Here is a 25,919-nt window from a genome sequence, read left to right as displayed (position 1 = left end):
CTCATGGCCATGAATAACCACAAGCGATTAAGTGTACCACGCTTACTGACTCCTGTAGCCCTTGCAGTGGTGTTAAGTGCGTGTTCGACGACTTCATCGACACCAACATCGGTTGATATTACGCAAGAACCGACTCAATCGGTGACGAATTATTTGGTACGCGCAGACAGCAGTGAAGGCAGCTTACAAAGTGATTGGCTCATCATGGCGCTCAAAGCCGCGGTTGAAACCAACGATACTTATCAAGCAGAGTTGCTGATTACCCGCCTATCGCGCCAACCACTGACTGGTATGCAGCAAGCTGAATGGCAGCTCGCTCGCGCTCAATTGTTGTTTAACAACAAACAATATGAAGAAGCGATCAAAGAACTCAATTTCCGCCCAACTTGGCGTCTCGCCAATGAGCAGTGGCGAGACTACTATCAATTGCGAGCGGATATTTTTGCTCAGCAACGAATGTACTTCTCAGCGGCACGTGAATTGTCTTTGCTATCAAATTATTCAGACCAGAGTGAACAAGCTGAACTGTCTCAGTACATTTGGGAAAACTTAACCCAATACTCAGCGGATGAAATCACTCGTTTCACCGTCGCACCAAACGAAGAAGTATTTGATGGATGGGTTCAACTGGCGATCTATCAAGCAAATTTGGCGAATAATATTCCGCAATTAAAAAATACGCTTGAGCAATGGTTAGCTGAGAATCCAACTCACCCTGCTGCACTGTATACACCAAAATCGATTCAAGATGTATTAGCGCTGCAAATCGTCAAACCAACCAATACCGCACTGCTTCTACCTCTTTCTGGTAAGTTTGCTAAACAAGCGCAGTTAATTCGCGACGGCTTCATTCTGCAAATGATGAATGATACTCAGCGCGATCCAAATGCAACACTAACCGTGATTGACACCAACATCACGGATCCTGCAGCTATGAAACAAACCTTTATCGACAAAAACATCGATTTTGTCGTAGGTCCACTGATCAAAGACAACATTGAACGTATCAGTAATGCGTTAAATGATCATGGCAACCCAATTCCTATGCTGGCGCTCAATATCCCTGATGAGATTCAGCCAGGGACCGGTATTTGCTATTTGGCACTATCGCCAGAGCAAGAAGTGGCACAAGCAGCTAAACACCTCTATAACCAAGGTTACCGTTATCCACTAGTGCTGGCACCAAAAGGCAGTTTTGGCCAACGTGTCGTCGAGGCATTTAACCAAGAGTGGGATAAATACAGCGACAATAAAGTTGCGGTTAATCTGTTTGCAGATAAGCGTCAATTGCAACGCAATATCAACGAAGCACTTGGTTTACAGAAAAGCCAGCAGCATATCGCTCAAATGGAATCACTGCTAGGTATCCAACTAGAAAGTCAGCCACGCAGCCGTCGAGATATCGATGCTGTTTACATCGTAGCAACCAGTGGTGAACTCACTCTGATCAAGCCATTTATTGAAGTAGCAATCAATCCAGATACTACACCACCAAAACTGTTTTCAAATTCACGTAGTAACAGCAGTCGTCAACAATATGAAGATTTGACTGGTGTGACTTACAGCGATATTCCGTTGCTGATACAACCAAGTGAAACCATTGAAGGACAGATGGATCAACTTTGGCCAAAAGGCTCAAATGCAGAGAAAAGACTACAAGCACTTGGTATGGATGCTTACCTACTGATCGAACAATTACCACAAATGAAAGTGGTGTCAGGAGCGACAGTTCAAGGTAACACGGGAGTGTTAAGTCTCGACGATAATTGCGTCGTACAGCGCGAAATTAGTTGGGCAGAGCATGGCGCTGCTAAGCAAGCTAACTAAGGGCTTATTCTTTGAATCAGAAGCGGAGAAATACCTCTCCGCTTTTGATTTACAGCCCATCGAAAAAAATTTTCGCACCAAAGTTGGTGAGATAGACCTCATCATGCGCGACAAGCAAACTATCGTGTTTGTTGAAGTGCGCTATCGCAACAATCAAACCTATGGACATGCAGCTGAAACTGTCACTTATGTCAAGCAACAACGTATTGTTAAGGCGGCCAATGTTTGGCTGTTAAAACAGGGCATGTCGATTTATTCAACGGATATTCGTTTTGACCTAATCGCTATTCATCGAAACGGCGAACAAGTAGAATGGATAAAAAATGCAATTACGCAAGGATAACTGATGCTCGATAGCATTAAAGAGAGCTTCACAGAAAGCATTCAAATCCAAATCGCGGCAGCTGAAGCGTTGCCGGATGCGATTACTCACGCAGCACAAGCAATGGTTTCCAGCCTGCTAAACGGCAATAAGATTCTTTGCTGTGGTAATGGTGGTTCTTCATCCAATGCCCAGCAATTTGTCTCTTGCTTACTTAACCGTTTTGAAACCGAGCGCCCTAGCCTTCCTGCAATGGCATTGACTGCGGACAACACGACATTAACGGCGGTAGCAAACGACTACCACTACGAGCAGATCTTCTCAAAACAGGTTCGAGCATTTGGCCAACCTGGTGATATTCTGTTAGCCATTTCAACCAGTGGTAACAGCAAGAACATCATCAAAGCAATGGAAGCAGCTGTAACTCGTGATATGACAATCATCGCACTGACAGGGAAAGATGGCGGTGAAATGGCAGGACTATTAGGCGAGCACGATGTCGAAATTCGTATTCCGTCTCACAGAACTGCGAGAATACATGAGGTTCATATGGTGACCTTACACTGCTTATGTGATTTGATAGACCAAGTGTTATTCCCAGCTCACGAAGAATAGTCAGATGAAACTTGTTAAAGCTCTATTTGTTTGCTTGATTCTACTCGCCAACACAGGATGCGTTGGGTTGTTTGTTGCCGGTGCCGCGACTACGGTCAATATCGTTACCGATACTCGAACAACCAAAGAAATTTGGAACGACAACAATATCGAATTTGAAGTCGCAGGCTTAACCAACAAAGCACCTTACCAAGGCAACATGCGCGTCAACGCCAGTTCCTATCGAGGTATAGTGGTTTTAATGGGGCAGTCTAACAATGAGCAATTACTCAATCAATTTGAGCAACAAGCTCGCAAAGTACCTGGTGTACAAACGATTCATAATCAAGTACGAATCAAACAACCACTATCTCTCGGTGAAATCAGCCACGATAGCTGGATAACCACCAAAGTAAAATCTGCACTGGTGACAGATGATGACTTAGCCGGCGTAAAAATTTCAGTGATCACTGAAGATCGTGAAGTCTTTTTACTCGGTTACGTATCACGTGAACATGGCCACAAAGCCGCCGAAATCGCTCGCAACATCTCGGGTGTGAAGCAAGTGATCAAAGCTTTTCAATATGGTGATTAATCAGATTATTGAAGGCTAACTTACCGACAACAAAAAAGCAGCGTTTCGACGCTGCTTTTTATTGGTGTCTTGCTCGTGATTATTTCACGACGCGCAAACTTGGACGACCTTTTGGTCTTGGTGGCTCATCATCAGGGAATGAAGACTCTTCTTGAAGCGCTTCTTCTGCCAATGCTAAACCTGGTGCTTCATCAGACTCTTCCAACCATTCGTCTTCAGAATCATCAAACACATCCATGTACGCCTCTTCAGGATCGAACATAGTGCCAGCACCGTTCTCACGAGCGTAGATAGCTTGCACTGCGTATAGAGGCACCACCACAATATGTGGACGACCACTAAAACGAGCATTGAACGTGATTTCATCATCGCCCAGCTGCAAGTTACCTACTGCGCGCGGTGCTACGTTAAGGATAATTTGTCCATCTTGAACAAATTCCTGAGGTACACGAACACCAGGCAACGTCGCCGCCACAACCAAATGCGGCGTTAAATCATTGTCCACCAGCCACTCATAAAATGCGCGCAGCAAATATGGGCGGCGTGGGGTCATACTAGAAATGTCCATGCTCAAAAATTAACGAACTAGACGCATTTCACGTTCAGCTTCAGTTAGCGAAGCTAAGAATGAATCACGTTCAAATACGCGGTTCATGTACACTTTTAGCTCTTTAGAGCCAGGGCCTACTAGATCGATACCTAGTTGAGGTAAACGCCATAGAAGCGGAGCTAGGTAACAGTCAATTAGGCTGAACTCTTCGCTCATGAAGTATTCAAACTCAGCAAAAACAGGACCCAGAGTTAATAGGTCGTTGCGTAGCTTGTTGCGCGCAGCATCTGACTCTTCAGCAGTACCATTTACCACTTTCTCTGCTAGTGAGTACCAGTTCTTTTCGATACGGTAGATCATTAGACGACTGTTACCACGAGCAACTGGGTAAACAGGCATTAGAGGTGGATGAGGGAAACGCTCATCTAGGTACTCCATGATGATTTTTGAGTCATATAGAGCAAGCTCGCGATCAACTAGAGTTGGAACAGTTTTGTATGGGTTTAACTCAATCAATTCCGCAGGCAAGTTTGCTTCATCAACTAGCTCAACCTCAACGCTTACGCCCTTTTCAGCGAGCACGATTCGAACCTGATGGCTATACATATCAGATGCACTTGAAAATAGAGTCATCACAGAACGTTTATTGGCAGCTACAGCCATGGAGCCCTCCAGCACACTTACAGAAATAAAAAACAATGGAGGCTAAGCCTCCATTGTAAACAGTCAAATATGGTAATTAGCACGCCATGATAGCACAATTAATGCACATCACGCCAATACTCTTTCTTGAGTAGCACCACCACAATGGTAAAGATCACAAGGAAACCCATTACCCACCAACCTAACGTGTGGCGTTCAAGTTTCACAGGATCCCCCGAGTACTCAAGGAAGTTAACCAAATCTCGTACGGCTTGATCATACTCTTCTGAGTTTAGCTCACCTGAGCCATCTGTCTCGATACCAACAACAACTTCCACTTCTTCACCGTCAACCACTTTCGTGCCCATCACTGGCATTGGAATACCTTGTAACTCTTCGAGTACATGTGGCATACCGACGCTAGGAAACACAACGTTGTTAACACCAAATGGGCGAGCAGGATCTTCATAGAAAGAGCGTAAATACGTGTAGAGCCAATCTGTACCACGTACACGTGCAACCAAAGTTAAATCCGGAGCTGGGCCACCAAACCATTTAGCAGCTTGCTTCTCTGGCATCGCGTTTTCCATCAAATCCCCTACCTTAGCCGTCGGGTCAAAGATGAGGTTCTCTTTCATTAGATCAATCGGAATACCGATATCACGCGCAACACGTTCATAACGCTGGTATTGCGCAGAATGACAACCAAAACAATAGTTCATAAATAGCTTGGCACCATTTTGCAATGACGCTTGATCGGACAGATCGTTATTCGCCTTATCTAACGGTACATTTGCTCCCGCTGCCAGTGCTAACGATGGCAACATTGCAAACAAAACTAAAATCCACTTTTTCATTTGAATGTCACCCTCTCTGGTAATGGTTTCGTCGCCTCGTTCTTACTATAGAAATACAGCAGTACAAAGAACATGAAGTAACCTAAGCTAAAAATCTGCGCCAATAGTGTGTATAACGGGGTTGCAGGTAGCGCACCCAAAATACCCAACGCAATAAAGCTGATGGTGAATTGAATAATGTTGAACAAGTGGAACTTGCTGCGGTAACGGTAAGAGCGAACTTTACAACGGTCTAGCCAAGGCAGAACAAATAGCACTGCAATTGACGCGCCCATGGCAATAACACCCAGTAGCTTGTCTGGAACAGCACGTAAGATTGCATAGAACGGCGTGAAGTACCAAACTGGTGCAATGTGTTCTGGCGTCTTAAGTGGGTTTGCCGCTTCAAAGTTAGGTGGTTCTAAGAAATAGCCCCCCATCTCTGGGTTAAAGAACAGCACGTAACAGAACAAGAACAAGAAGCCAGCAACACCGACTAAATCTTTCACCGTGCCATATGGATGGAACGGGATAGAATCGATAATGTCGTATTTCTTCGAATAGTAGTCGTGGAACTTGAATTGTGTTTGATAATCTTCGCCCATCGAGCCTTTAGGTAGCTTGGTCTCGATCCCATCCGGGTTGTTTGATCCCACTTCGTGCAGTGCCAAAACGTGCAATACGATAAGCAGCAATAACACGATAGGCAGCGCAATCACGTGAAGAGCAAAGAAACGGTTTAGCGTTGCGCCTGAAATAACGTAGTCACCACGAATCCAAAGGGTTAGGTCATCGCCAATCACCGGAATGGCACCAAATAGCGAGATGATTACCTGTGCCCCCCAGTAAGACATTTGCCCCCATGGAAGTAGGTAACCCATAAATGCTTCGGCCATCAACACCAAGAAGATAAGCATGCCAAATACCCACAGTAGCTCACGTGGTTTCTGGTATGAGCCGTAAATCAGACCGCGAAACATATGCAGATAAATAACAACGAAGAATGCCGATGCGCCGGTTGAGTGCATATAACGCAACAACCACCCATACTCCACATCACGCATGATATATTCAATTGAAGCAAAAGCCCCGTCTCCAGAAGGGACATAGTTCATGGTTAACCAAATGCCCGTTAGGATTTGGTTAACCAGCACCAGCATTGCCAACGAACCAAACAGATACCAAAAGTTGAAGTTCTTTGGCATTGGATATTCAGATAGGTGCTTTTTATACGCATTCATTGCGGGTAAGCGTTTTTCTACCCAATCAAGTAGAGCTTGCATTATGCCTCCCCTTCTTCGTCAACACCGATAATGATCTTGGCGTCACTCAAGTACATATGCTTTGGAACAACCAAGTTTAATGGTGCCGGAACGCCAGAAAATACGCGTCCAGCCATATCGAATTTTGAACCGTGACAAGGGCAGAAGAAGCCAGATTTCACACCTTGAACCTGCTCACTAAAACTGTCTGGCAAATAAGTAGGAGAGCAACCAAGGTGGGTACAAATGCCAACGGCAACAAAGTATTCTGGTTTGATAGAACGGAAAGCATTTTGCGCATAGGCAGGTTGTTGTGCTTCTCCGGAGGAAGGATCACGAAGTTGACCGTCAAGTTCATTTAATGTGTCGACAACCGTTTGAGCTCGACGAACGACCCACACTGGCTTTCCTCGCCACTCGACACGCACCATTTGCCCCTTCCAGTTTACTAATATCAACTTCAACTGGGGCACCTGCTGCTTTCGCTTTTTCACTTGGGTTCCAAGATTTAATAAAAGGCACGGCAACCGCTGCAGCTCCTAAACCACCGACAACTGCTGTTGTTGCGGTTAAGAAGCGTCTACGACCGTTATTTAAAGGCGCATTGCTCATCCAAACATTCTCCCATTCGCTCCTTATGGATTGCTGTATTCCCTACCAAGAGCATGGCTAACAAATTGACTATTGTTGTATTTATTTGAGGTCAAATGATAAATAAACCCTACTTTTAACAAGGTAAAGCTACTTTTGCAACATTTATGAATACAAACGCTAAAGTCGTCACAAAAGTAGAACATTGAGAATTTGAAGGATTTTTGTGGGGAAGAAGGTGAAATGAGTTTTAGAACGCAGAAAAACAAAAAGCCTGGCATAAGCCAGGCTTTTGAAGCCACATCCCAGTAAAACTGGAAGCGAATCTTTGTAAAAAGATTAACGCTTAGAGAACTGTGGACGACGACGTGCTTTACGTAGACCAACTTTCTTACGTTCAACGCAACGAGCGTCACGAGTAACGTAACCAGCTGCACGTAGAGCAGGACGGAAAGACTCATCGTATTCCATTAGAGCACGTGTGATACCGTGACGGATCGCACCAGCTTGACCAGAAATACCGCCACCTTTAACAGTAACGTATAGGTCTAGTTTCTCAGTTAGTTCAACTAGCTCAAGAGGTTGTTTAACAACCATGCGAGAAGTTGGACGACCAAAGTACTCATCAAGGCTACGCTTGTTGATTACGATGTTGCCGCTGCCTGGTTTAATGAAAACACGTGCAGCTGAGCTTTTGCGACGGCCAGTGCCGTAGTATTGATTCTCTGCCATTTTCGAAATCCCCGATTAGATGTCTAGTACTTGTGGTTGTTGAGCAGCATGGTTGTGCTCAGCGCCAGCGTAAACTTTTAGCTTACGGTACATAGCACGGCCTAGAGGACCACGTGGAAGCATACCTTTAACCGCTAGTTCAAGAACCATTTCTGGTTTACGATCGATCAGCTTTTCAAAAGTGATAGATTTTAGACCACCAGGGAACTCAGAGTGACGGTAGTACACTTTGTTCTTAGCTTTGTTACCAGTTACAGCAACTTTTTCCGCATTGATAACGATGATGTAGTCACCAGCGTCACAGTGTGGAGTGTATTCAGCTTTGTGTTTGCCACGTAGGCGAGATGCAATTTCACTTGCTAGACGGCCAAGAGTTTTACCTTCAGCGTCTACAACGTACCAGTCGCGTTTTACAGTTTCTGGTTTAGCAACGAAAGTTTTCATGCTAATAATAACCCGTTAATTTAAATTTAAACTTTTACAGGAGTACCCGCGTACTCCCACACTGTCTAAGAGCCCAGTCATCACCCCTTCGAGCGGTTGGCACTCTCGACCCAATTTCGAATAACTTCGATATTTGGTCTGCAGTAACGGTGGGTCGCAGGATTATAGAGAAGTGAGCTGAAAAAATCATCTCTTTTTTTTAATAAAGATCCCACTTTTTGCATCAACAAAGAAATTTCTGTTTACTTAGGCCAAATGCTCTAGTGCTAGATAGTCATGGCTTTGCATCTCAGTTAAACGCGATACACAACGCTTAAATTCAAACTCCAATTGCCCATCCATATATAAAGCACTAAGTTCCACTTCAGCGGAAATAATCAGCTTTACATGGCGTTCATAAAACTCATCCACCAGCGCAATAAAACGCCTTGCCGCATCATCATTGTTGCGATTCATCTGTATCACGTTGGCGAGCAACACGGTATGGTAGATGCGCGATAATTCGATGTAATCATTTTGGCTACGTGGCGTTTGGCAAAGTTGAGCAAAAGTAGCATGCAACACGCCATCGGCAGCTTGTTCCACTTCCAATTGGCGATGGTTAATCTCAATCCGCTTTACGGTCAACTTCCCTTCCCCCACCAACTGTTGATAATAACGCTGCATATTGGCATCGGCGACATTATCAAGCGGATAGTGGTAAATCTCCGCTTGTTCTAAAGCACGCAGTCGATAATCGATGCCACTATCGACATTCATCACCAAACAGTGTTTCTCAATCAACGCTATTGCAGGCAGAAATCGCGCACGTTGCAATCCGTTACGATAGAGCTCCTTAGGTGGAATATTAGAAGTGGCGACGAGAATTACTTGGCGCTCAAACAGAGCTTGGAAGAGCGTCCCAAGAATCATCGCATCGGTGATATCAGACACAAAAAATTCATCAAAACAAATGATGTCTGCTTCGGCTTTAAATTTATCCGCCACAACATCAAGCGGATTGGCTTCCGCTTTCATCCCATTAAGTTCATCATGCACCCGTAACATAAAGCGGTGAAAATGCACCCGCATTTTTTTGGCTGTTGGCAAAGACTCAAAAAAGGTGTCCATCAAATAGGTTTTCCCCCGACCAACGCCTCCCCAAAAATAGAGTCCCTTGGGTGCCTCGGGTAATTGCGGCTGCATTCCCAATAGACGTTTCCACTTTGGCAACACCTCAACCGGCGTATGTTGATACTCAATCAACTGATGATAAAGATTATCCAAAGCGTCAACCGCTTTATGTTGAGCTTCATCCGGCTGGAAATTATGCCGCTTTATATCCGCTTGATATTTTTCTATTGGGGTCATGGGCTAAACCTTTACTTTGTTATTGCGTCTGAATATCCGGCGACACCCAATCATTGTCGTTGAAACTCGCACATCGAAGTGACTTGGGTATACTCTCTTCTATACTAGTTTTTGCTTAGTTTCGCTGGGTTTGGTCACACGCATTTTTCTTTATTGGTTTTATTACTCATAGTACCATGTGACTTGAACATGTGTAACCATTTGGTAAACAACATGTAAAACAAATAATAAGGAGCATTTATGCCTTGGATTTATGCAATTGTTGGTCTAGTTGCTGGCGCAGTGATTGGATTCATTATCTCTCGCCTGACAGCCCCAAATTACAAACAACAAAAAAATCTTCACAAAGATTTGGAAACCGCTAAGTTTCAGCTTGAACAACAAAAACAAGAACTCACTGATCACTTTGCTCAATCAGCGGAAATGCTGGACTCATTGGGCAAAGAGTACACCAAGCTATATCAACATATGGCGAAGACATCTGCTGATCTTCTTCCAAATATGCCGGAACAAGACAACCCATTTGCACAAAAAGTAGCAGAGCAGAATGCTGCCTCAAATGCAGATGAATCACTAGAAGATGCACCAAAAGATTACGCAAATGGTGCTACTGGCCTTCTGCGTGAAGAGAAAAAAGAGTACTTGAAATCACCTAACGAAGCGTCTGAAAAAAAAGCTTCTTAAGCAATTAAATTCATTTAAAACTGAACTTCAGTTCTTTTTTCGAGTCATATCTCCCATAAGTAATGATTGAGCCAACCCGCATAGGTTGGCTCTTGCTTGGTCTTCACTTTATAGGAGCTATTCGATGAAAAAGCCTTTGCTTGCCTTAACCGTATTATCTCTAAGCTTAAGTTCGATCATCACCCCTCTACATGCCTATGCGGCATTACCTGTCTCTATTGATGGCGAACAGCTACCAAGTCTCGCCCCAATGCTAGAAAGAGTCACACCATCAGTAGTGAGCATTGACGTTGAAGGCACTCACGTTGCACAACAGCGTATTCCTGATCAATTCCGTTTCTTTTTTGGCCCAGACTTCCCGACAGAGCAGTTGCAAGAGCGACCATTTAGAGGATTAGGCTCAGGCGTTATCATTGATGCCAAGCAAGGCTTAGTCGTGACCAACTTTCACGTCATCAAAGGCGCAGAGAAAATTCGTGTCAAACTTGATGATGGCCGAGAATACGATGCAGAGTTAATCGGTGGCGATGAAATGTCCGACATTGCGCTACTAAAACTTGAAGAAGCCAAGAATCTTACCCAAATTGCGATTGCGGATTCAGATCAACTACGCGTGGGTGACTTTACCGTTGCCATTGGTAACCCATTTGGCCTTGGTCAAACCGTGACTTCGGCATTGTGTCAGCACTGGGGCGCAGTGGTTTAAACCTACAAAACTTTGAAAACTTTATTCAAACTGATGCGGCCATTAACAGCGGTAACTCTGGCGGCGCGCTGGTGAACCTCAATGGTGAGTTAATTGGTATTAACACCGCGATTGTTGGGCCTAACGGCGGCAACGTAGGGATCGGATTTGCCATTCCAGCGAACATGATGAAAAACCTCACCGAGCAAATCCTGGAATTTGGTGAAGTAAAACGTGGCCTGCTAGGTATTCAAAGTAGTGAATTCACCTCAGAGCTTGCTGAAGCTATGGGGTATGAATCAAATAAAGGCGCTTTTGTTAGCCAAGTCGTTCCTGATAGTGCGGCTGAGAAAGCCGGCTTACAAGCCGGTGATGTGATTATCTCCGTCAATGATAAAGCGATTGGTTCATTCCACGAATTACGTGCGAAAATCGGCACACTTGGCGCAGGCAAAAAAGTGAAACTCGGTGTGATTCGTGACGGCAAAGAGAAAACCTTTAACGTAGTGTTAGATGAATTGACCAGCGTAAAAACAACGGCAGATAAGCTTCATCAAGGTCTCGCAGGTGCGGAGCTAACCAACACCAATGCCAGCGATAAAATCCAAGGGGTGAAAGTCTCAGCGGTAGAAAAAGGCTCTCCAGCAGAAAGCTACCAGCTATTGCCAGAAGACATCATTATTGGTGTTAACCGTAAACGTGTGAAAAATCTCGCTGAATTTAAATCAGTGGTCGAAAAAACCAATGGTATTTTGGCTCTGAACATTCAACGTGGTGATCGCACTATTTACCTCGTCGTGCGTTAACATTCAATAGACGATAACATCACGGACAGCGTTTATTCGCTGTTCGTGTTACTAAGGTAAAGCCTCTTTAATCGTGAGTTTCCCCCGCTCACAGGATCGTGTTACTTCACGTAATTTGTCGATAGTGCTATCCTTCTGATTTTGCTTTAGCAATATATCAATTGGGGAAGGTATGCTCGGTTTTCTTTTGCGCTCGATAGGACTCGGTCTTGCGACTGCGGCACTGCTATTAATTGCGGTTCCATCGCTACGTACCAGCGTGATCACCGAAAATATCACGAATCCAATTAGTGATATGACCTCTCTGCAAGTCTCATTCAATGATGCGGTACGCAAAGCCGCGCCAGCCGTCGTCAACATCTATAGTCGTAAATACACCGAAGACGACCGTTCAAAATTACTGACTCAAGGACTTGGTTCTGGCGTCATCGTCAGCGAAAAAGGCTACATCATTACCAACTATCATGTGGTCGCTCAAGCAGACCAAATTATCGTCGCGCTGCAAGATGGTCGAGTCGCGGCGGCCCAATTGGTCGGTAAAGACCGCCGTACTGACATTGCGATACTGCGTGTTGAAGGCTCCAACCTTCCCGTAATCCCACTCAATCCTGACTACAAAGCTAAAGTCGGTGACATTGTGCTCGCAATTGGCAACCCGTACAACCTCGGGCAAACAACCACCTTTGGTATTATTTCGGCAACCGGACGCTCCTCTATTAGTGCCGATGGACGCCAAGCTTTTATTCAAACGGATGCGGCAATCAATGAAGGTAACTCAGGTGGGGCTTTAGTGAACACACGCGGTGAGTTAGTCGGCATCAACACCGCTTCTTTCCAGCAAGCGACCGATTTAGAGACTTATGGCATTTCATTTGCGATTCCTTATTCGCTAGCCGATTTAATCATGAACAAAATCATTGCTGATGGTCGTGTGATTCGTGGTTACATTGGTGTCGATGGGCAAGATATCACCTCGGTAACTGCGCGCTTATTAGGTAATGAACACTTGGGTGGTATTGTGGTACTTGGCGTTGATCCTAACGGCCCTGCAGCGAAAGCAGGCTTTAAGCCACAAGATATCATTCTAAAAATTGATGGGCAGAAAATTAATGGCCGCCAAAGCGTGATGGAAATTGTCACCGAACTGCGCCCAGGAACAGTGGTCGATGTTTTACTACTGCGCGATGGAAAAGAACTGACGGTACCCGTAACCATTGCTGAAGATACTCGCGAATAAGCGAAACAAAAAATAGAGATAAAAAAATCCCAGCCACTTGGCTGGGATTTTTATTTTTGCTTATTCCGCTTCAGTCACGTCAACTTCATCTGTACTTTGGCTCGATTCAATTTCAATACGGGTCACACGCTGCAAGCCTCGTGGTAGTAGTGAACCACGACGACCACGCTCACCACGGAAGTTATCCAAATCACTTGGTTTTAGACCAAGCTTACGCTTGCCAGCATAAAGCACGATCGAACAGTCTTTTGGAATCGAAATCAATTGCGATACGATTTCTTCACGCTCCTTGGCTTTCGCAGCAGGAATGTTGATGATCTTATTGCCCTTGCCTTTACCAAGCTGCGGCAATTCCTTCATTGGGAAAATCAACATACGGCCTTGGTTGGTGATCGCTAAAATCTCATCACTATCAAGATCGGCAATCATTTGCGGCGTCATCACTTCTGAATTTTGCGGCAGAGAAACCAACGCTTTACCACTGCGGTTCTTCGATAAAAGCTCACTACCTTTACATACGAAACCATAGCCTGCGTCTGAGCCAATCAACCATAGCTGATTCTCTTCGCCCATAATCACTTGACGAATCGACGTGCCAGCCGCCACATTTAAGCGACCAGTAATTGGCTCACCTTGACTACGTGCTGATGGCAATGAATGCGACTCCAACGAGTAGCTACGGCCATCACTACCAAGGAAGACCGCTTGCTGATTACTCTTACCACGCGCATGGGCAAGGTATTGGTCACCAGACTTGTAGCTTAGACCCTCACAATCCACTTCATGACCTTTAGCATGACGAATCCAGCCTTTTTCAGACAGAACAACTGTGATCGGCTCGCTAGGCACCAAATCACGTTCAGTCAGTGCTTTCGCTTCTGCACGTTCAACTAATGGAGAACGGCGGTCATCGCCATACTTCTCAGCATCGGCTTTGATTTCTTTTTTCAGTAGCGTATTTAGACGACGCTCAGAACCTAATAACTGTTCTAGCTTCTCACGTTCTTTTTCAAGCTCGTCTTGCTCACCACGAATCTTCATCTCTTCCAGTTTGGCAAGATGACGAAGTTTGGTGTCTAGAATCGCATCGGCTTGAATATCCGTAATACCAAAGCGCGCCATTAGCACCGCTTTTGGATCATCTTCCGTACGAATGATTTCAATCACTTCGTCAAGGTTCAGGTAGGCAACCAACAAACCTTCTAAGATGTGTAAGCGCGCTAATACTTTATCCAAACGATGTTGTAGACGACGCGTTACCGTGCTGCGACGGAACTCAATCCACTCAGAAAGGATTTGCACCAAGCCTTTTACTTGCGGACGATTGTCGAGACCAATCATGTTCAAGTTAACACGGAAGCTCTTTTCGAGATCCGTCGAAGCAAACAGGTGATTCATCAACTGATCGCAATCAACACGGTTAGAGCGCGGTACGATCACGATACGAGTTGGGTTTTCATGATCCGACTCATCACGTAAGTCTTCCACCATTGGCAGTTTCTTCGCACGCATTTGGTTCGCGATCTGCTCAAGCAATTTCGCACCCGAAACTTGGTGTGGTAACGCCGTAATAACGATATCACCATTTTCTTTATGCCAAACCGCACGCATCTTGATGCTGCCACGACCACTGCGATAAATCTTCTCGATTTCTGCACGTGGTGAGGTAATTTCCGCCTCAGTTGGATAATCCGGACCTTGCACAAACTGCATCACATCCGACAATTCTGCTTTTGGATTGTCAATCAAATGGATGGTTGCTTCAGCCACTTCACGCACGTTGTGCGGTGGGATATCAGTCGCCATACCAACAGCGATACCGGTTACACCATTAAGCAGAATATGCGGCAAACGTGCAGGCAACATTTGTGGCTCTTTCATTGTGCCATCAAAGTTGGGTTGCCATTCCACCGTACCTTGGCCTAGCTCGCCCAGCAGTACTTCCGCAAACTTAGACAGTTTTGCCTCGGTATAACGCATCGCAGCGAATGATTTCGGATCGTCTGGTGCACCCCAGTTACCTTGACCATCAACCAATGGGTAACGGTAAGAGAATGGCTGCGCCATCAATACCATCGCTTCGTAACACGCAGAGTCACCATGCGGGTGGTATTTACCCAACACGTCACCAACGGTACGTGCAGATTTTTTGTATTTTGCTGATGCCGAAAGACCAAGCTCCGACATTGCGTAAATAATACGACGTTGAACCGGTTTTAAACCGTCACCAATGTATGGCAACGCACGGTCCATAATTACGTACATGGAATAATTTAGATAAGCGTCTTCGGTGAACTTGCGCATTGGCAACTGTTCAACGCCATCATAAGTAATTTCTGTCGACATTCGTTAAACCTCTGCCATATCGCCGTTATTTTGTAGCCAAGAGCGGCGGTCATCGGCGCGCTTTTTGCCTAGCAGCATGTCCATCATTTCCATCGTCGCTTCACTGTCATCAATGGTTAACTGAACCAGACGACGAGTATTTGGATCCATGGTGGTCTCACGCAATTGCAGTGGGTTCATCTCACCCAGACCTTTGAATCGCTGCACGTTAATTTTGGCTTTCTTCTTCGATAGACGCTCTAAAATGCCATCTTTCTCCGCATCGTCTAGCGCATAGAAGACTTCTTTGCCACAGTCGATACGGTATAGCGGCGGCATCGCCACATAGATATGACCCGCTTCCGTTAATGCTCGGAAATGGCGAGTAAACAGAGCGCACAATAGCGTGGCAATGTGTAGACCATCCGAGTCCGCATCGGCAAGGATACAGATTTTACCGTAACGCAATCCGCTCAGATCGTCACTATCAGGATCAATGCCGAGCGCGACAGAAATATCGTGCACTTCTTGAGAGGCCAGTACTTGGTCCGCCGAAACTTCCCACGTATTAAGGATCTTACCACGCAGTGGCATCACCGCTTGGAATTCACGATCACGCGCTTGTTTAGCAGAACCACCCGCCGAGTCCCCTTCCACGAAAAAGATTTCGGTGCGGCTTAAATCTTGAACTGAACAGTCCGTTAGCTTACCCGGCAGTGCAGGACCAGAGGCAATCTTTTTACGTACCACTTTTTTGCTTGCACGCATACGGCGGTGCGCATTGGCAATACACACTTCTGCCAACTGTTCTGCAAGTTGTGGTTTTTCGTTCAGCCATAAGCTAAATACATCTTTCACCACACCTGATACAAACGCAGCCGTTTGACGTGAAGAAAGACGTTCTTTGGTTTGACCGGCAAATTGCGGATCTTGAATTTTCACCGATAGGACATACGAACAACGGTCAAAAACGTCATCACCAGTCAGCTTAACGCCACGTGGTAATAAGTTGCGGAATTCACAAAACTCTCGCATCGCATCGAGCAAACCTTGGCGCAAACCGTTAACGTGAGTACCACCTAACGCAGTCGGGATCAGGTTCACGTAACTCTCGGTGATCATCTCGCCGCCTTCTGGCTGCCAAATTACCGCCCAGCTTGCTGCTTCCGTTTCCGCAGAGAACTCGCCTGTAAATGGTTCTTCAGGCAATACCGGATAACCTTTTACGCCTTCAGCTAGGTAATCTTTTAAGCCATCTTCGTACAACCATTGGTAATCTTTACCATTTACTTTGTCAGAGAAAGTGATCTCAAGACCAGGGCATAGTACCGCTTTCGCGCGCAGGTTGTTCACCAGGCGGGTAACAGAGAAATTCGCTGAATCAAAGTATTTTGCATCAGGCCAGAAATGAACACTGGTACCACGGTTACGGCGGCCACAAGTGCCAACCACGGTTAGATCTGAAACTTTTTCACCGTGTTCAAACGCGATTTCATACACTTGACCATCACGTCTTACCGTGACTTCAACACGCTTTGATAATGCGTTTACTACCGAGATACCTACCCCGTGTAAACCGCCTGAGAATTGATAGTTCTTATTTGAGAACTTACCACCAGCGTGAAGCTTACAAAGAATAAGCTCGACACCTGACACTTTTTCTTCTGGGTGAATATCGACCGGCATACCACGACCGTCATCGATCACTTCTAACGATTGGTCTGGGTGCAGAATCACTTGTACCTTAGAGGCATGTCCGGCTAGCGCTTCATCGACACTGTTGTCGATAACTTCTTGGCCCAAGTGGTTTGGACGCGCTGTATCCGTATACATCCCTGGTCGGCGACGTACTGGCTCAAGGCCATTAAGAACCTCAATGGCCCCAGCATTATATTGTTCAGTCATAATACGGAAATTCGTTATGGAAATTGAATTGGTTACTTTGCAGAGCACAAATTTAGAGTGCTATTTCTTGAATAACATGAGACACGGCCACTCATCTCCACCGTGTCTAACAGCTGCAATAGTATAGGCTCATCATAGTCTGGAAGAGACCCGTTTATGTCAAGAGAGAGACGTAAGTAACGAGTAAATTTATGACTCTTCCCTCAATGAGCGACAATATTTTGAGCAACTATGAGAGACGCTGATGTTTCTTGCATCGAATTATAAAGATAAAACTCAATAATTTGTTTTGGGTATCTTTCAAAGTCGACAAAGCTATGATCGCCGCCCTGCTCGACAGTTTGCTTGGCTAGAGCAAATTTTTCTACCGCTTGACGGTAATCTAAGACTTCATCTTCGGTTTGTTGCAGTAACCAAAAGTCGTTGGGATTAGTTAACGCCACTACATCCAGCGCTTTAAGTTCATCAATATGACAAGCTTCGAGAGTATAACGCTCATGCGTATAAGGATTTTCCTGCTCACCAAGATAGTCCACCAACAGCTCGTAAGGTTTTACTGCCGGATTGACCAACACAGCTTTAAAGCCAAATTGACTATTGAGCCAAGTGGACATGTAACCACCAAGCGAACTGCCAACCAAACCAATTTGATAGTCAGACTGATATTGCTTCACCAGAGCTAATAAGCATTCGGCAGCTTGTTGCGGAAAGCAAGGTAGTTGCGGCACAACCACTTTGATATCAGGACGATATTGCTGGCAATAGGCCTTCATCACATTCGCTTTATGTGACAAAGGCGAGCTATTAAAACCATGAATGTAGAGTAACAGTGAAGGTTTCATGCGGTTGTACTCAGATTATCTTTATTGGTATCCCAGTATAAATAATTGCTGAGTCACAATACCAGCGCTAGTAACCGTTTGAATCAAACATAGGAGAGAACATTCCCTCGTCCAAGCGTTTTACTTGAGTAGTAAAACGACCATCGGCATGCAGTTCTAATTCTCGCCAACCAGGCGCACAGGTATCTAAAGCAAAATCATCACTATTAGGCTTGAACTGAACACATGTTGAAGGCGTCGAAATGACTGTCGTATCAGCATGTTGCTTTTGCATATCTTGATGCACATGACCACACAGCACAACACGAACATTGCTGTGACGTTCAACCACCTGCCAAAATTCGTGTGCATCTTTCAAGGTATGCTGATCGAGCCACGCACTACCGACCAAAATGGGATGATGATGTAGTAAAACTAAACTGTGACGCTCTGGATGCTGAGCCAATTTACTATCCAACAGTTACAACTGCTCTTGGCTTAAGCGACCATGAGGTACGCCAACAACCTGAGAGTCGAGCAAAATCATTTGCCAATGCTCACCAAGCAATGCGTGTTCAACTTGTTTGATTTGGGTTGATGGTAACACCGAGTGCATACTCGGCTTAAAGTCGTGATTACCCGGCAGCCAATAACAAGGCTGCTCTAGGCATGTTATTCCCTCAGCAAAACGCTGATAGGAGGCTTCGGTGTGATCTTGCGAAATGTCACCCGTCGCTAAAATGGCATCAAAAGCAAAGCCTTCTTGCTTTGCTGCTGCAACTACCGCATTAAAACTCTCTTTAGTACAAACGCCGAGCAGACTTCCGTCTTCCGCGTCAAACAGATGAGTATCGGTGATTTGCAGTAATTTAATTGTCTCTTTCACTGTAGTGTTTGACGTCACTTTCAAAATAAAACCTAAATATTCAAAGGTGCTCGGCTAATTCCATGCTTCAAACAAAACGTTAGCCAGTCGCCCAGAAAACGGTTCAATTGTGCTTTCTCATCTTTTTGAACCATTTTTTCATTTGGGTAATCGTATCGAGCTTTCACTCGACTTAAATATTCACTGCTGCATACTTCAGCGACTCGAGCATCGTGATAAAGCCTGACAGACATTTTCGGCAATGGAAATATTGGAACGTCATCGCTTTGACAAATATCGACCAAAGTTGTGTACTTTGTGACTTCGTCCACTTGTATTTGGTACGACATACTGGCGGCTTGATAGCAACGCACATCTCCCACACTCGGTTGCGTCGGCAACAAAGCGTTGAGCTTGGCGTAATTGGTTTCGTAAACCCGCATCAACTCCGCCAAGTCCACGTGATAAGGTTTATTATTACTTAATCTTGCCATTCTGCTCGTATACGTTGGTGATTTAGCTCTAACCATTGCAATGCAATAATTGAAGCACCATTTTCAAAGCGACCGCTCTCAACCCATTCATATGCCTGCTCACGGCTAACAACATGCACGCGTATATCTTCACCTTCACAGTCTAAACCATGAATACCGTGCGCGGTGCTCGCATCAACACGGCCAACATAAACATCTAATCGCTCAGAACAACCACCTGATGATGGGTAGTATGACGTCACCTTTTGTAAGTTAGCAACGTCAATACCGGCTTCTTCTACCGCTTCTCTACGAGCGACATCTTCTGGCGATTCATTTTTATCGATAATGCCAGCAACAATTTCAAGTTGCCATGGTTGAGCGTGCTCAAGTGCACCAACACGTATTTGCTCAACCAATACCACACGGTCCGATATAGGATCATACGGTAACAACGCTACTGCATGCCCACGCTCAAACATTTCACGTTCGATCTCGTTACTCCAACCTCCAGCAAACAATCTATGCTTAAAGCGGTACTTCACCATTTTGAAAAAACCTTGGAAAAGCGTTTCTTTTGAGAGCACTTCAATGTCTTCGGAAGTGAATAACGGTGAATTATCGTTCGAACGTTGCATAGGGCACCTCGGTCAGTGAACCATATAGTTTACTCAGAGAATAGTTATTGTTCCAACGACCAAGCTCAACTTTTTGTACAAAACTTATATGATTTTTAAGTTCTCAAAATTTTATTGTACACTCGGACAATTATTTGTAAAAGATTGCAAAGTTTAGAATGAATTAGCAGCAATTTAGGTTAAACTCTTGAACAACAGGACCCATAATTTTATTTGGCAGGAATCGAACCCATGAAAAAACTGCTTCCACTAATTATCAGCGCGACGCTAGGCAGCCTTAGCACGACGGCGTGGGCTGATACATTGGCAGATATCTACAACCAAGCAAAAGAAAACGATCCTCAGCTATTACAATCTGCAGCTGAACGCGACGCTCAATTCGAAGCAATAGAAGAAAATCGCAGTACACTATTACCGCAAATCAATTTAACTGCAGGCTACGATCTTACTCGTGGTGATAGTGACAGTGATGCTCTAAGTGCGGGCGTTAATTTCTCTCAAGAAATTTTTAAACGTTCAAGCTGGATTAACTTAGATACCGCAGAAATGGCAGCTCGCCAAGCGGATGCTGCTTATGCAGCAACGCAACAAGCGTTAATTCTTCGTGTATCACAAGCATACTTTGACGTACTGCGTGCACAAGACAATTTAGTGTTTGTTCGTGCGGAGAAAGCCGCTGTTGGTCGTCAACTAGAGCAAACTAAACAACGTTTTGAAGTGGGTCTTTCAGCAATTACTGACGTGCATGATGCACAAGCGCAGTACGACTCAGTATTGGCCGATGAAGTACTGGCACAAAACGATCTTGTGAATAGCTATGAAGGTCTACGTGAAATTACCGGCCAAGAGCATTCAAACCTCGATGTTCTGGATACTAAGCGTTTCTCTGCCAGCAAAACCGCAGAATCAATCGATACCCTACTGTCTGAAGCCCAGCAAAAAAACTTAAGTCTTCTATCAAGCCGTATCGCACAGGATATTGCTAAAGAGAGAATTTCTCTTGCAAGTTCTGGTCATTTACCATCTCTAACCTTAGATGGTGGCTACAACTATAGAGATATAAGCAATACCGATACAAACCCTCTCACAGGTCGAAATTCAGATGGTGATGATGGCAACTTCAACATTGGTTTAAATCTATCTGTTCCACTTTACACTGGTGGAAATATTACTTCACAAACTAAACAAGCAGAGTTTGGATATGTGGCAGCAAGTCAGCAACTTGAAGCTACATATCGTGGTGTAGTAAAAGATGTACGTGCATTTAATAACAATATCAGTGCATCAATTGGTGCGTTACGCGCATTTGAACAGACAGTGATTTCTGCTGAGTCTGCACTTGAAGCGACAGAAGCAGGTTTTGATGTGGGTACTCGTACCATCGTTGACGTACTAGATGCAACTCGTCGTCTATACGATGCAAACAAGAGCCTATCGGATGCTCGCTATGATTACATCATTAGCGTACTACAACTACGCCAAGCAGTCGGCACGCTAAATGAACAAGACATCCTAGATATCAACGCAGGTCTAAAACCAGCAAAGTAATACGATAAATACAAAAAAACCTGCTCATGAGCAGGTTTTTTTTATTTCAGCTAAGCAATCAACAATGATTATTCTTGCTCACGAAACACCACTAGGCGCTTCGGTGCAATTTTGCCATCATTATTCATCTCACCCACACCGATAAACAGCTTCTCATCACCCATCGTTAGGCGAACAGTGCCTTCAGTTGGAGCGCCAAAGACTTGTACTGGCTGACCATGTTGCACCATATCCGCAAGCTCAGGGATCAGGTTTACTTCCGGTAGATCTTCAACGGCCGTGTCCATTGGCATCAACAGTGGATCAAGTAACTCTTTTGGTGCGCGCTCTTCACGATGTGCTTGCTCTAGAAGCTCATTAAGCTGTTCTAGCGTCACCATACGTTCGTATGGGTATTTTGCAACTGCTGTGCGGCGTAGCATCGTGACATGCGCACCACAGCCAAGCATTTCGCCTAAGTCATCAACGATTGTGCGAATGTAAGTGCCTTTTGAGCAATGCACTTCCATCTCCACTTCATCGCCTTCAAAACGATGCAGAACGATTTCGTAAACAGTGATCTTGCGTGATTCACGCGGTACTTCGATGCCCTTACGCGCGTATTCATACAAAGGCTTACCTTGGTACTTAAGCGCAGAGAACATTGATGGCACTTGATCAGATTCACCACGGAATTTATCGATGCACGCTTCTAGCTTAGTCAGATCCACGTCGACTGGACGGGTTTCAACCACTTCACCATCTGAATCAGAGGTATCCGTACGCTCACCCAGTTTTGCGATCACGCGGTAGCGTTTATCTGAGTCCAAAAGGAACTGAGAAAACTTGGTCGCTTCACCAAGGCAGATAGGCAGCATGCCAGTTGCCAATGGGTCTAGAGCGCCAGTATGACCCGCTTTTTCAGCAAAATAGATACGCTTAACTTTTTGTAGTGCATCATTTGATGAAATACCGGTTGGCTTATCCAATAGGATCACGCCATCAATAGGACGACCTTTGCGACGACGAGCCATTACTCTTCGTCCTCACGACCAGCATCTTTTTGCTTCTGCTTGTCTTGGCTTACTACTTCAGTAACCAAGTTAGACATACGCATACCTTCTACTAGAGTGTTGTCGTAGTGGAAGCGGATTTCAGGCGTAAGACGTAGACGAATACGCTTACCTAGCATCATGCGAATGTGTACTTCATGCTCACGCAGTGCAGCAAGACATGATTCTGGTGTTTGCTCACCCACGCATAGGAAAGTAACGAAAACTTTCGCGTAAGCAAGGTCACGAGATACTTCAACGTCTGAGATGGTTACCATACCTAAACGTGAATCACGAACTTCGCGCTGAAGGATCATCGCAAGTTCTTTTTGCAGCTGCTGTGCCACGCGCTGCGTGCGGCTAAATTCTTTTGACATAATTCTTCTCTTATATAGAAAGAATGGGGGGATGGTTAACCCAGCCCCCCATGGCGTATTCAACAACCAATCATTGCCTTAAGGCAATTTTAGTCAATTAATCCAGTGTACGTTTGATTTCCACTGTTTCGAATACTTCGATTTGGTCGCCAGCGCGAACGTCATTGTAGTTCTTAACGCCGATACCACATTCGTAGCCATTCTTAACTTCAGAAACGTCGTCTTTAAAGCGACGTAGTGACTCAAGCTCACCTTCATAGATTACTACGTTATCACGTAGAACACGGATAGGAGCATTACGCTTAATCACACCTTCAGTTACCATACAGCCAGCGATTGCGCCCAGTTTCGGTGACTTAAACACGTCACGTACTTCAGCAAGACCAATGATCTCTTGCTTGAATTCTGGAGCAAGCATACCGCTCATCGCTTGTTTCACTTCGTCAATCAATTGGTAAATAATTGAGTAGTAACGTAGATCAACGCTTGCTGCTTCAATTGCACGGCGCGCAGATGCGTCAGCACGTACGTTAAAGCCAAGGATGATTGCGTTAGAAGCTTCTGCAAGTACTGCATCAGTTTCAGTGATACCACCAACACCAGAACCTACGATGTTAACTTTAACTTCGTCAGTTGATAGTTTCAGTAGTGAGTCAGCGATTGCTTCTACAGAACCTTGTACGTCAGCTTTCAGTACTACGTTCAGTTCAGCAACTTCACCAGCAGCCATGTTCGCAAACATGTTTTCTAGTTTAGATTTTTGCTGACGAGCAAGTTTCACTTCACGGAACTTACCAGCACGGTAGTTTGCAACTTCGCGCGCTTTACGCTCATCACGAACAACTGTTGCTTCGTCACCTGATGAAGGAACACCTGAAAGACCTAGGATCTCTACAGGGATAGACGGACCAGCTTCAGTGATCTCGTGACCTAGTTCATCACGCATTGCACGTACGCGGCCGTATTCTTGACCACATAGTACGATGTCACCTTTGTGCAGAGTACCTGATTGAACAAGTACTGTAGCAACTGGACCGCGACCTTTATCTAGACGAGATTCAACAACCACACCAGACGCCATGCCTTCAGCAACTGCAGTAAGTTCTAGAACTTCTGATTGAAGAAGGATTGCTTCAAGAAGACCATCGATGTTTGTACCCTGTTTCGCAGAGATGTGAACGAACATGTTCTCACCGCCCCACTCCTCAGGAATAACGTCGTATTGAGCTAGCTCGTTCTTAACGTTATCTGGGTTCGCGTCTTCTTTATCGATCTTGTTCACAGCAACGATTAGTGGAACACCCGCCGCTTTCGCGTGTTGGATTGCTTCCACAGTTTGTGGCATTACGCCATCGTCTGCTGCTACTACTAGTACAACGATATCTGTCGCTTGAGCACCACGAGCACGCATTGCAGTAAACGCTGCGTGTCCAGGAGTATCAAGGAACGTGATCATACCGTTGTCAGTTTCAACGTGGTATGCACCGATGTGCTGTGTGATACCGCCCGCTTCACCTGACGCAACGTGTGTGCGACGGATGTAGTCAAGAGTCGAAGTTTTACCGTGGTCAACGTGACCCATGATAGTAACAACTGGTGCACGTGGCACAGCTTCTGCGTTGCTATCACGATCGCTTAGTACCGCTTCTTCTAGTTCGTTTTCTTTGCGAAGAATTACCTTGTGACCCATTTCTTCTGCAACAAGTTGTGCAGTTTCTTGGTCAATCACTTGGTTGATAGTCGCCATAGCGCCCATCTTCATCATCACTTTGATAACTTCTGTTGCTTTAACAGACATCTTATTCGCAAGCTCAGACAGAACGATCGTCTCACCGATCACTACATCCGATTTCGCTACAGCAGCAGTTTTATCAAACGCTTGCTGCATTGAGCTTGGCTTAGACAATTTGCCTTTTTGGCGACCCGCTTTACCACCACGAGGGTTGCGAGCACCGCGCTCTTGGTCGTCAGACTTAGAAGACATTTTCTTCTGTTTACGACGACGGCTAGCGCCTTCTACTTTACGATCTGCTTCATCTTCGGCTTCACGTGCGTAACGCGAAGTCGTTACATGGTAATCTGTATTTTCCATATCACCCTTTTTCTCTTCTGCAGCAGACCAACGCTCTTTGTTCTTTTCCGCCATTTCGCGAGCTTCTTCAAGCTTGCGCTGACTTTCCTCTTCAGCCTTACGCTTGGCTTCTTCTTCCTGACGACGCTTAAGCTCGTCGGCCTCTTTTCGTGCTGCTTCTTGCTTAACTTTGTCTTCAGCATTGCGCTCTGCATTCGCTTTCTCTGCTTCTGCTTTGCGCTTTGCCTCTGCTTCACGTTTTGCTGCTTCTTCGGCATCACGTTTCGCTTTTTCTTCAGCTTGACGTTTTGCTTCTTCTTCAGCGGCACGTTTCGCTGCTTCTTCTGCTTCACGCTTAGCTGCTTCTTCAGCCTCGCGATTCGCTTGATCTTCAATTGCACTGCGCTTCACGTAGGTACGTTTCTTGCGCACTTCAACTTGAACATCTTTACTCTTGCCGCCACCAGCGTTGACACTCAGTGTGCTACGAGTCTTACGTTGTAATGTAAGGCGTGTAGGCGCTGAGTCACCCGACGTATCGCCGTGTTCTTTTTTTAGATGGCTGAGAAGCTGCTGCTTCTCGCCCTCTGAAATCGCATCGCTGCTAGACTTCGAAATACCAGCGTCAGCAAGTTGTTCAATTAAGCGGTCAACTGGCGTACCAATCTCTTCACTCAGAGTTTTTACTGTTAGTTGTGTCATTCCGCT

General features: G+C 45.3%; 21 protein-coding genes and 4 pseudogenes. 8 read left to right on the top strand and 17 right to left on the bottom strand.

The window, feature by feature from the left end; translation table 11 throughout:
• Window positions 1-3 precede the first annotated feature (3 nt).
• The 4 genes from Vt282_RS02640 to Vt282_RS02625 are packed head-to-tail and all read left to right on the top strand — an operon-like array spanning window position 4 to window position 3,338.
• The gene (locus Vt282_RS02640) at window positions 4-1,827 is read left to right on the top strand and encodes a penicillin-binding protein activator (RefSeq protein WP_162062480.1); all 1,824 of its coding nucleotides are present in this window, start codon (window positions 4-6) and stop codon (window positions 1,825-1,827) included.
• Complete coding sequence (locus Vt282_RS02635; RefSeq protein WP_162062479.1) at window positions 1,802-2,170, top strand: YraN family protein; 369 nt, start codon at window positions 1,802-1,804, stop codon at window positions 2,168-2,170. The genes Vt282_RS02640 and Vt282_RS02635 overlap by 26 nt, the downstream gene beginning before the upstream one ends.
• Window positions 2,171-2,173: 3 nt before the next feature.
• The gene (locus tag Vt282_RS02630) at window positions 2,174-2,764 is read left to right on the top strand and encodes a phosphoheptose isomerase (RefSeq protein ID WP_162047095.1); all 591 of its coding nucleotides are present in this window, start codon (window positions 2,174-2,176) and stop codon (window positions 2,762-2,764) included.
• Between the two features lie 4 nt (window positions 2,765-2,768).
• On the top strand, window positions 2,769-3,338 hold the full coding sequence (locus tag Vt282_RS02625; RefSeq protein WP_162047096.1) for a BON domain-containing protein: 570 nt from the start codon (window positions 2,769-2,771) through the stop codon (window positions 3,336-3,338).
• Between the two features lie 79 nt (window positions 3,339-3,417).
• On the opposite strand, the gene sspB is transcribed toward Vt282_RS02625, so the two are convergent.
• The 8 genes and pseudogenes from sspB to zapE form a co-directional block, all read right to left on the bottom strand.
• On the bottom strand, window positions 3,418-3,906 hold the full coding sequence (gene sspB / locus Vt282_RS02620) for a ClpXP protease specificity-enhancing factor (RefSeq protein ID WP_162047097.1): 489 nt from the start codon (window positions 3,904-3,906) through the stop codon (window positions 3,418-3,420).
• Between the two features lie 9 nt (window positions 3,907-3,915).
• Complete coding sequence (sspA, locus tag Vt282_RS02615; protein ID WP_162047098.1) at window positions 3,916-4,551, bottom strand: stringent starvation protein SspA; 636 nt, start codon at window positions 4,549-4,551, stop codon at window positions 3,916-3,918.
• 98 nt (window positions 4,552-4,649) lie between these two features.
• A complete protein-coding gene (locus Vt282_RS02610) occupies window positions 4,650-5,387 on the bottom strand; it encodes a cytochrome c1 (RefSeq protein WP_162062478.1) in 738 nt (245 codons plus the stop codon).
• A complete protein-coding gene (locus Vt282_RS02605) occupies window positions 5,384-6,649 on the bottom strand; it encodes a cytochrome b (RefSeq protein WP_162062477.1) in 1,266 nt (421 codons plus the stop codon). The genes Vt282_RS02610 and Vt282_RS02605 overlap by 4 nt, the downstream gene beginning before the upstream one ends.
• A pseudogene (petA, locus tag Vt282_RS02600) lies at window positions 6,649-7,240 on the bottom strand (ubiquinol-cytochrome c reductase iron-sulfur subunit). The gene Vt282_RS02605 and the pseudogene petA overlap by 1 nt, the downstream one beginning before the upstream one ends.
• Before the next feature lie 318 nt (window positions 7,241-7,558).
• Window positions 7,559-7,951 carry a 30S ribosomal protein S9 gene (gene rpsI / locus Vt282_RS02595; RefSeq protein ID WP_038866232.1) on the bottom strand — a complete coding sequence of 131 codons (393 nt, stop codon included), beginning with the start codon at window positions 7,949-7,951 and terminating at the stop codon, window positions 7,559-7,561.
• Window positions 7,952-7,966: 15 nt separating this feature from the next.
• Window positions 7,967-8,395 carry a 50S ribosomal protein L13 gene (gene rplM, locus Vt282_RS02590; RefSeq protein WP_075649306.1) on the bottom strand — a complete coding sequence of 143 codons (429 nt, stop codon included), beginning with the start codon at window positions 8,393-8,395 and terminating at the stop codon, window positions 7,967-7,969.
• 246 nt (window positions 8,396-8,641) lie between these two features.
• Window positions 8,642-9,745 carry a cell division protein ZapE gene (gene zapE / locus Vt282_RS02585; RefSeq protein ID WP_162062476.1) on the bottom strand — a complete coding sequence of 368 codons (1,104 nt, stop codon included), beginning with the start codon at window positions 9,743-9,745 and terminating at the stop codon, window positions 8,642-8,644.
• A gap of 240 nt (window positions 9,746-9,985) precedes the next feature.
• On the opposite strand from zapE, the gene zapG reads away from it, so the two are divergent.
• The 3 genes and pseudogenes from zapG (at window position 9,986) to degS (ending at window position 13,157) form a co-directional block, all read left to right on the top strand.
• Window positions 9,986-10,429 carry a Z-ring associated protein ZapG gene (zapG, locus tag Vt282_RS02580; protein ID WP_162047103.1) on the top strand — a complete coding sequence of 148 codons (444 nt, stop codon included), beginning with the start codon at window positions 9,986-9,988 and terminating at the stop codon, window positions 10,427-10,429.
• Window positions 10,430-10,553: 124 nt separating this feature from the next.
• Window positions 10,554-11,920, top strand: a pseudogene (locus Vt282_RS02575) (DegQ family serine endoprotease).
• 172 nt (window positions 11,921-12,092) lie between these two features.
• Window positions 12,093-13,157, top strand: coding sequence for an outer membrane-stress sensor serine endopeptidase DegS (gene degS / locus Vt282_RS02570; RefSeq protein ID WP_162062475.1), 1,065 nt, complete (start codon window positions 12,093-12,095; stop codon window positions 13,155-13,157).
• A 60-nt stretch (window positions 13,158-13,217) separates the two neighbouring features.
• Here degS and parC read toward each other — a convergent pair whose 3' ends face one another.
• From parC to nudF, 6 genes and pseudogenes are all read right to left on the bottom strand, one after another.
• Window positions 13,218-15,503, bottom strand: coding sequence for a DNA topoisomerase IV subunit A (gene parC, locus Vt282_RS02565; RefSeq protein WP_162062474.1), 2,286 nt, complete (start codon window positions 15,501-15,503; stop codon window positions 13,218-13,220).
• Between the two features lie 3 nt (window positions 15,504-15,506).
• A complete protein-coding gene (parE, locus tag Vt282_RS02560) occupies window positions 15,507-17,387 on the bottom strand; it encodes a DNA topoisomerase IV subunit B (RefSeq protein WP_162047106.1) in 1,881 nt (626 codons plus the stop codon).
• 272 nt (window positions 17,388-17,659) lie between these two features.
• A pseudogene (yqiA, locus tag Vt282_RS02555) lies at window positions 17,660-18,229 on the bottom strand (esterase YqiA); the annotation flags it as partial.
• 67 nt (window positions 18,230-18,296) lie between these two features.
• Window positions 18,297-19,118, bottom strand: a pseudogene (gene cpdA / locus Vt282_RS02550) (3',5'-cyclic-AMP phosphodiesterase).
• A gap of 8 nt (window positions 19,119-19,126) precedes the next feature.
• Window positions 19,127-19,567, bottom strand: a complete 441-nt coding sequence (locus tag Vt282_RS02545) for a DUF1249 family protein (protein ID WP_162047109.1) — start codon at window positions 19,565-19,567, stop codon at window positions 19,127-19,129.
• Window positions 19,555-20,184 carry an ADP-ribose diphosphatase gene (nudF, locus tag Vt282_RS02540; RefSeq protein ID WP_162062472.1) on the bottom strand — a complete coding sequence of 210 codons (630 nt, stop codon included), beginning with the start codon at window positions 20,182-20,184 and terminating at the stop codon, window positions 19,555-19,557. Before nudF ends, Vt282_RS02545 begins: the two co-directional genes overlap by 13 nt.
• A gap of 231 nt (window positions 20,185-20,415) precedes the next feature.
• On the opposite strand from nudF, the gene tolC reads away from it, so the two are divergent.
• Window positions 20,416-21,732, top strand: a complete 1,317-nt coding sequence (tolC, locus tag Vt282_RS02535; RefSeq protein ID WP_162047111.1) for an outer membrane channel protein TolC — start codon at window positions 20,416-20,418, stop codon at window positions 21,730-21,732.
• Window positions 21,733-21,800: 68 nt separating this feature from the next.
• Here the strand turns inward: tolC and truB are convergent, their stop codons facing one another.
• From truB to infB, 3 genes are all read right to left on the bottom strand, one after another.
• Window positions 21,801-22,745, bottom strand: a complete 945-nt coding sequence (gene truB / locus Vt282_RS02530; RefSeq protein WP_162047112.1) for a tRNA pseudouridine(55) synthase TruB — start codon at window positions 22,743-22,745, stop codon at window positions 21,801-21,803.
• A complete protein-coding gene (rbfA, locus tag Vt282_RS02525; RefSeq protein WP_162047113.1) occupies window positions 22,745-23,140 on the bottom strand; it encodes a 30S ribosome-binding factor RbfA in 396 nt (131 codons plus the stop codon). Before rbfA ends, truB begins: the two co-directional genes overlap by 1 nt.
• Before the next feature lie 97 nt (window positions 23,141-23,237).
• Entirely contained in the window at window positions 23,238-25,913 is a 2,676-nt protein-coding gene (gene infB, locus Vt282_RS02520) for a translation initiation factor IF-2 (RefSeq protein ID WP_162047114.1), read from the bottom strand.
• Window positions 25,914-25,919 lie beyond the last annotated feature (6 nt).

Origin of the sequence: Vibrio taketomensis, from assembly GCF_009938165.1 — a bacterium.
Lineage (GTDB): Bacteria > Pseudomonadota > Gammaproteobacteria > Enterobacterales > Vibrionaceae > Vibrio > Vibrio taketomensis.
This window is presented reverse-complemented; position numbering and strand designations above follow the sequence as displayed.

Excerpts from the sequence above, each read along its gene's own strand:
- Vt282_RS02610 (WP_162062478.1), bottom strand. The coding sequence starts at position 5,387 with ATGAAAAAGTGGATTTTAGTTTTGTTTGCAATGTTGCCATCGTTAGCA.
- Vt282_RS02640 (WP_162062480.1), top strand. The coding sequence starts at position 4 with ATGGCCATGAATAACCACAAGCGATTAAGTGTACCACGCTTACTGACT.
- zapG (WP_162047103.1), top strand. The coding sequence starts at position 9,986 with ATGCCTTGGATTTATGCAATTGTTGGTCTAGTTGCTGGCGCAGTGATT.
- Vt282_RS02605 (WP_162062477.1), bottom strand. The coding sequence starts at position 6,649 with ATGCAAGCTCTACTTGATTGGGTAGAAAAACGCTTACCCGCAATGAAT.
- tolC (WP_162047111.1), top strand. The coding sequence starts at position 20,416 with ATGAAAAAACTGCTTCCACTAATTATCAGCGCGACGCTAGGCAGCCTT.
- Vt282_RS02545 (WP_162047109.1), bottom strand. The coding sequence starts at position 19,567 with ATGGCAAGATTAAGTAATAATAAACCTTATCACGTGGACTTGGCGGAG.
- degS (WP_162062475.1), top strand. The coding sequence starts at position 12,093 with ATGCTCGGTTTTCTTTTGCGCTCGATAGGACTCGGTCTTGCGACTGCG.
- infB (WP_162047114.1), bottom strand. The coding sequence starts at position 25,913 with ATGACACAACTAACAGTAAAAACTCTGAGTGAAGAGATTGGTACGCCA.
- truB (WP_162047112.1), bottom strand. The coding sequence starts at position 22,745 with ATGGCTCGTCGTCGCAAAGGTCGTCCTATTGATGGCGTGATCCTATTG.
- parC (WP_162062474.1), bottom strand. The coding sequence starts at position 15,503 with ATGTCGACAGAAATTACTTATGATGGCGTTGAACAGTTGCCAATGCGC.
- Vt282_RS02635 (WP_162062479.1), top strand. The coding sequence starts at position 1,802 with ATGGCGCTGCTAAGCAAGCTAACTAAGGGCTTATTCTTTGAATCAGAA.
- rpsI (WP_038866232.1), bottom strand. The coding sequence starts at position 7,951 with ATGGCAGAGAATCAATACTACGGCACTGGCCGTCGCAAAAGCTCAGCT.
- Vt282_RS02625 (WP_162047096.1), top strand. The coding sequence starts at position 2,769 with ATGAAACTTGTTAAAGCTCTATTTGTTTGCTTGATTCTACTCGCCAAC.
- sspA (WP_162047098.1), bottom strand. The coding sequence starts at position 4,551 with ATGGCTGTAGCTGCCAATAAACGTTCTGTGATGACTCTATTTTCAAGT.
- sspB (WP_162047097.1), bottom strand. The coding sequence starts at position 3,906 with ATGGACATTTCTAGTATGACCCCACGCCGCCCATATTTGCTGCGCGCA.
- rplM (WP_075649306.1), bottom strand. The coding sequence starts at position 8,395 with ATGAAAACTTTCGTTGCTAAACCAGAAACTGTAAAACGCGACTGGTAC.
- Vt282_RS02630 (WP_162047095.1), top strand. The coding sequence starts at position 2,174 with ATGCTCGATAGCATTAAAGAGAGCTTCACAGAAAGCATTCAAATCCAA.
- zapE (WP_162062476.1), bottom strand. The coding sequence starts at position 9,745 with ATGACCCCAATAGAAAAATATCAAGCGGATATAAAGCGGCATAATTTC.
- nudF (WP_162062472.1), bottom strand. The coding sequence starts at position 20,184 with ATGCAACGTTCGAACGATAATTCACCGTTATTCACTTCCGAAGACATT.
- parE (WP_162047106.1), bottom strand. The coding sequence starts at position 17,387 with ATGACTGAACAATATAATGCTGGGGCCATTGAGGTTCTTAATGGCCTT.
- rbfA (WP_162047113.1), bottom strand. The coding sequence starts at position 23,140 with ATGTCAAAAGAATTTAGCCGCACGCAGCGCGTGGCACAGCAGCTGCAA.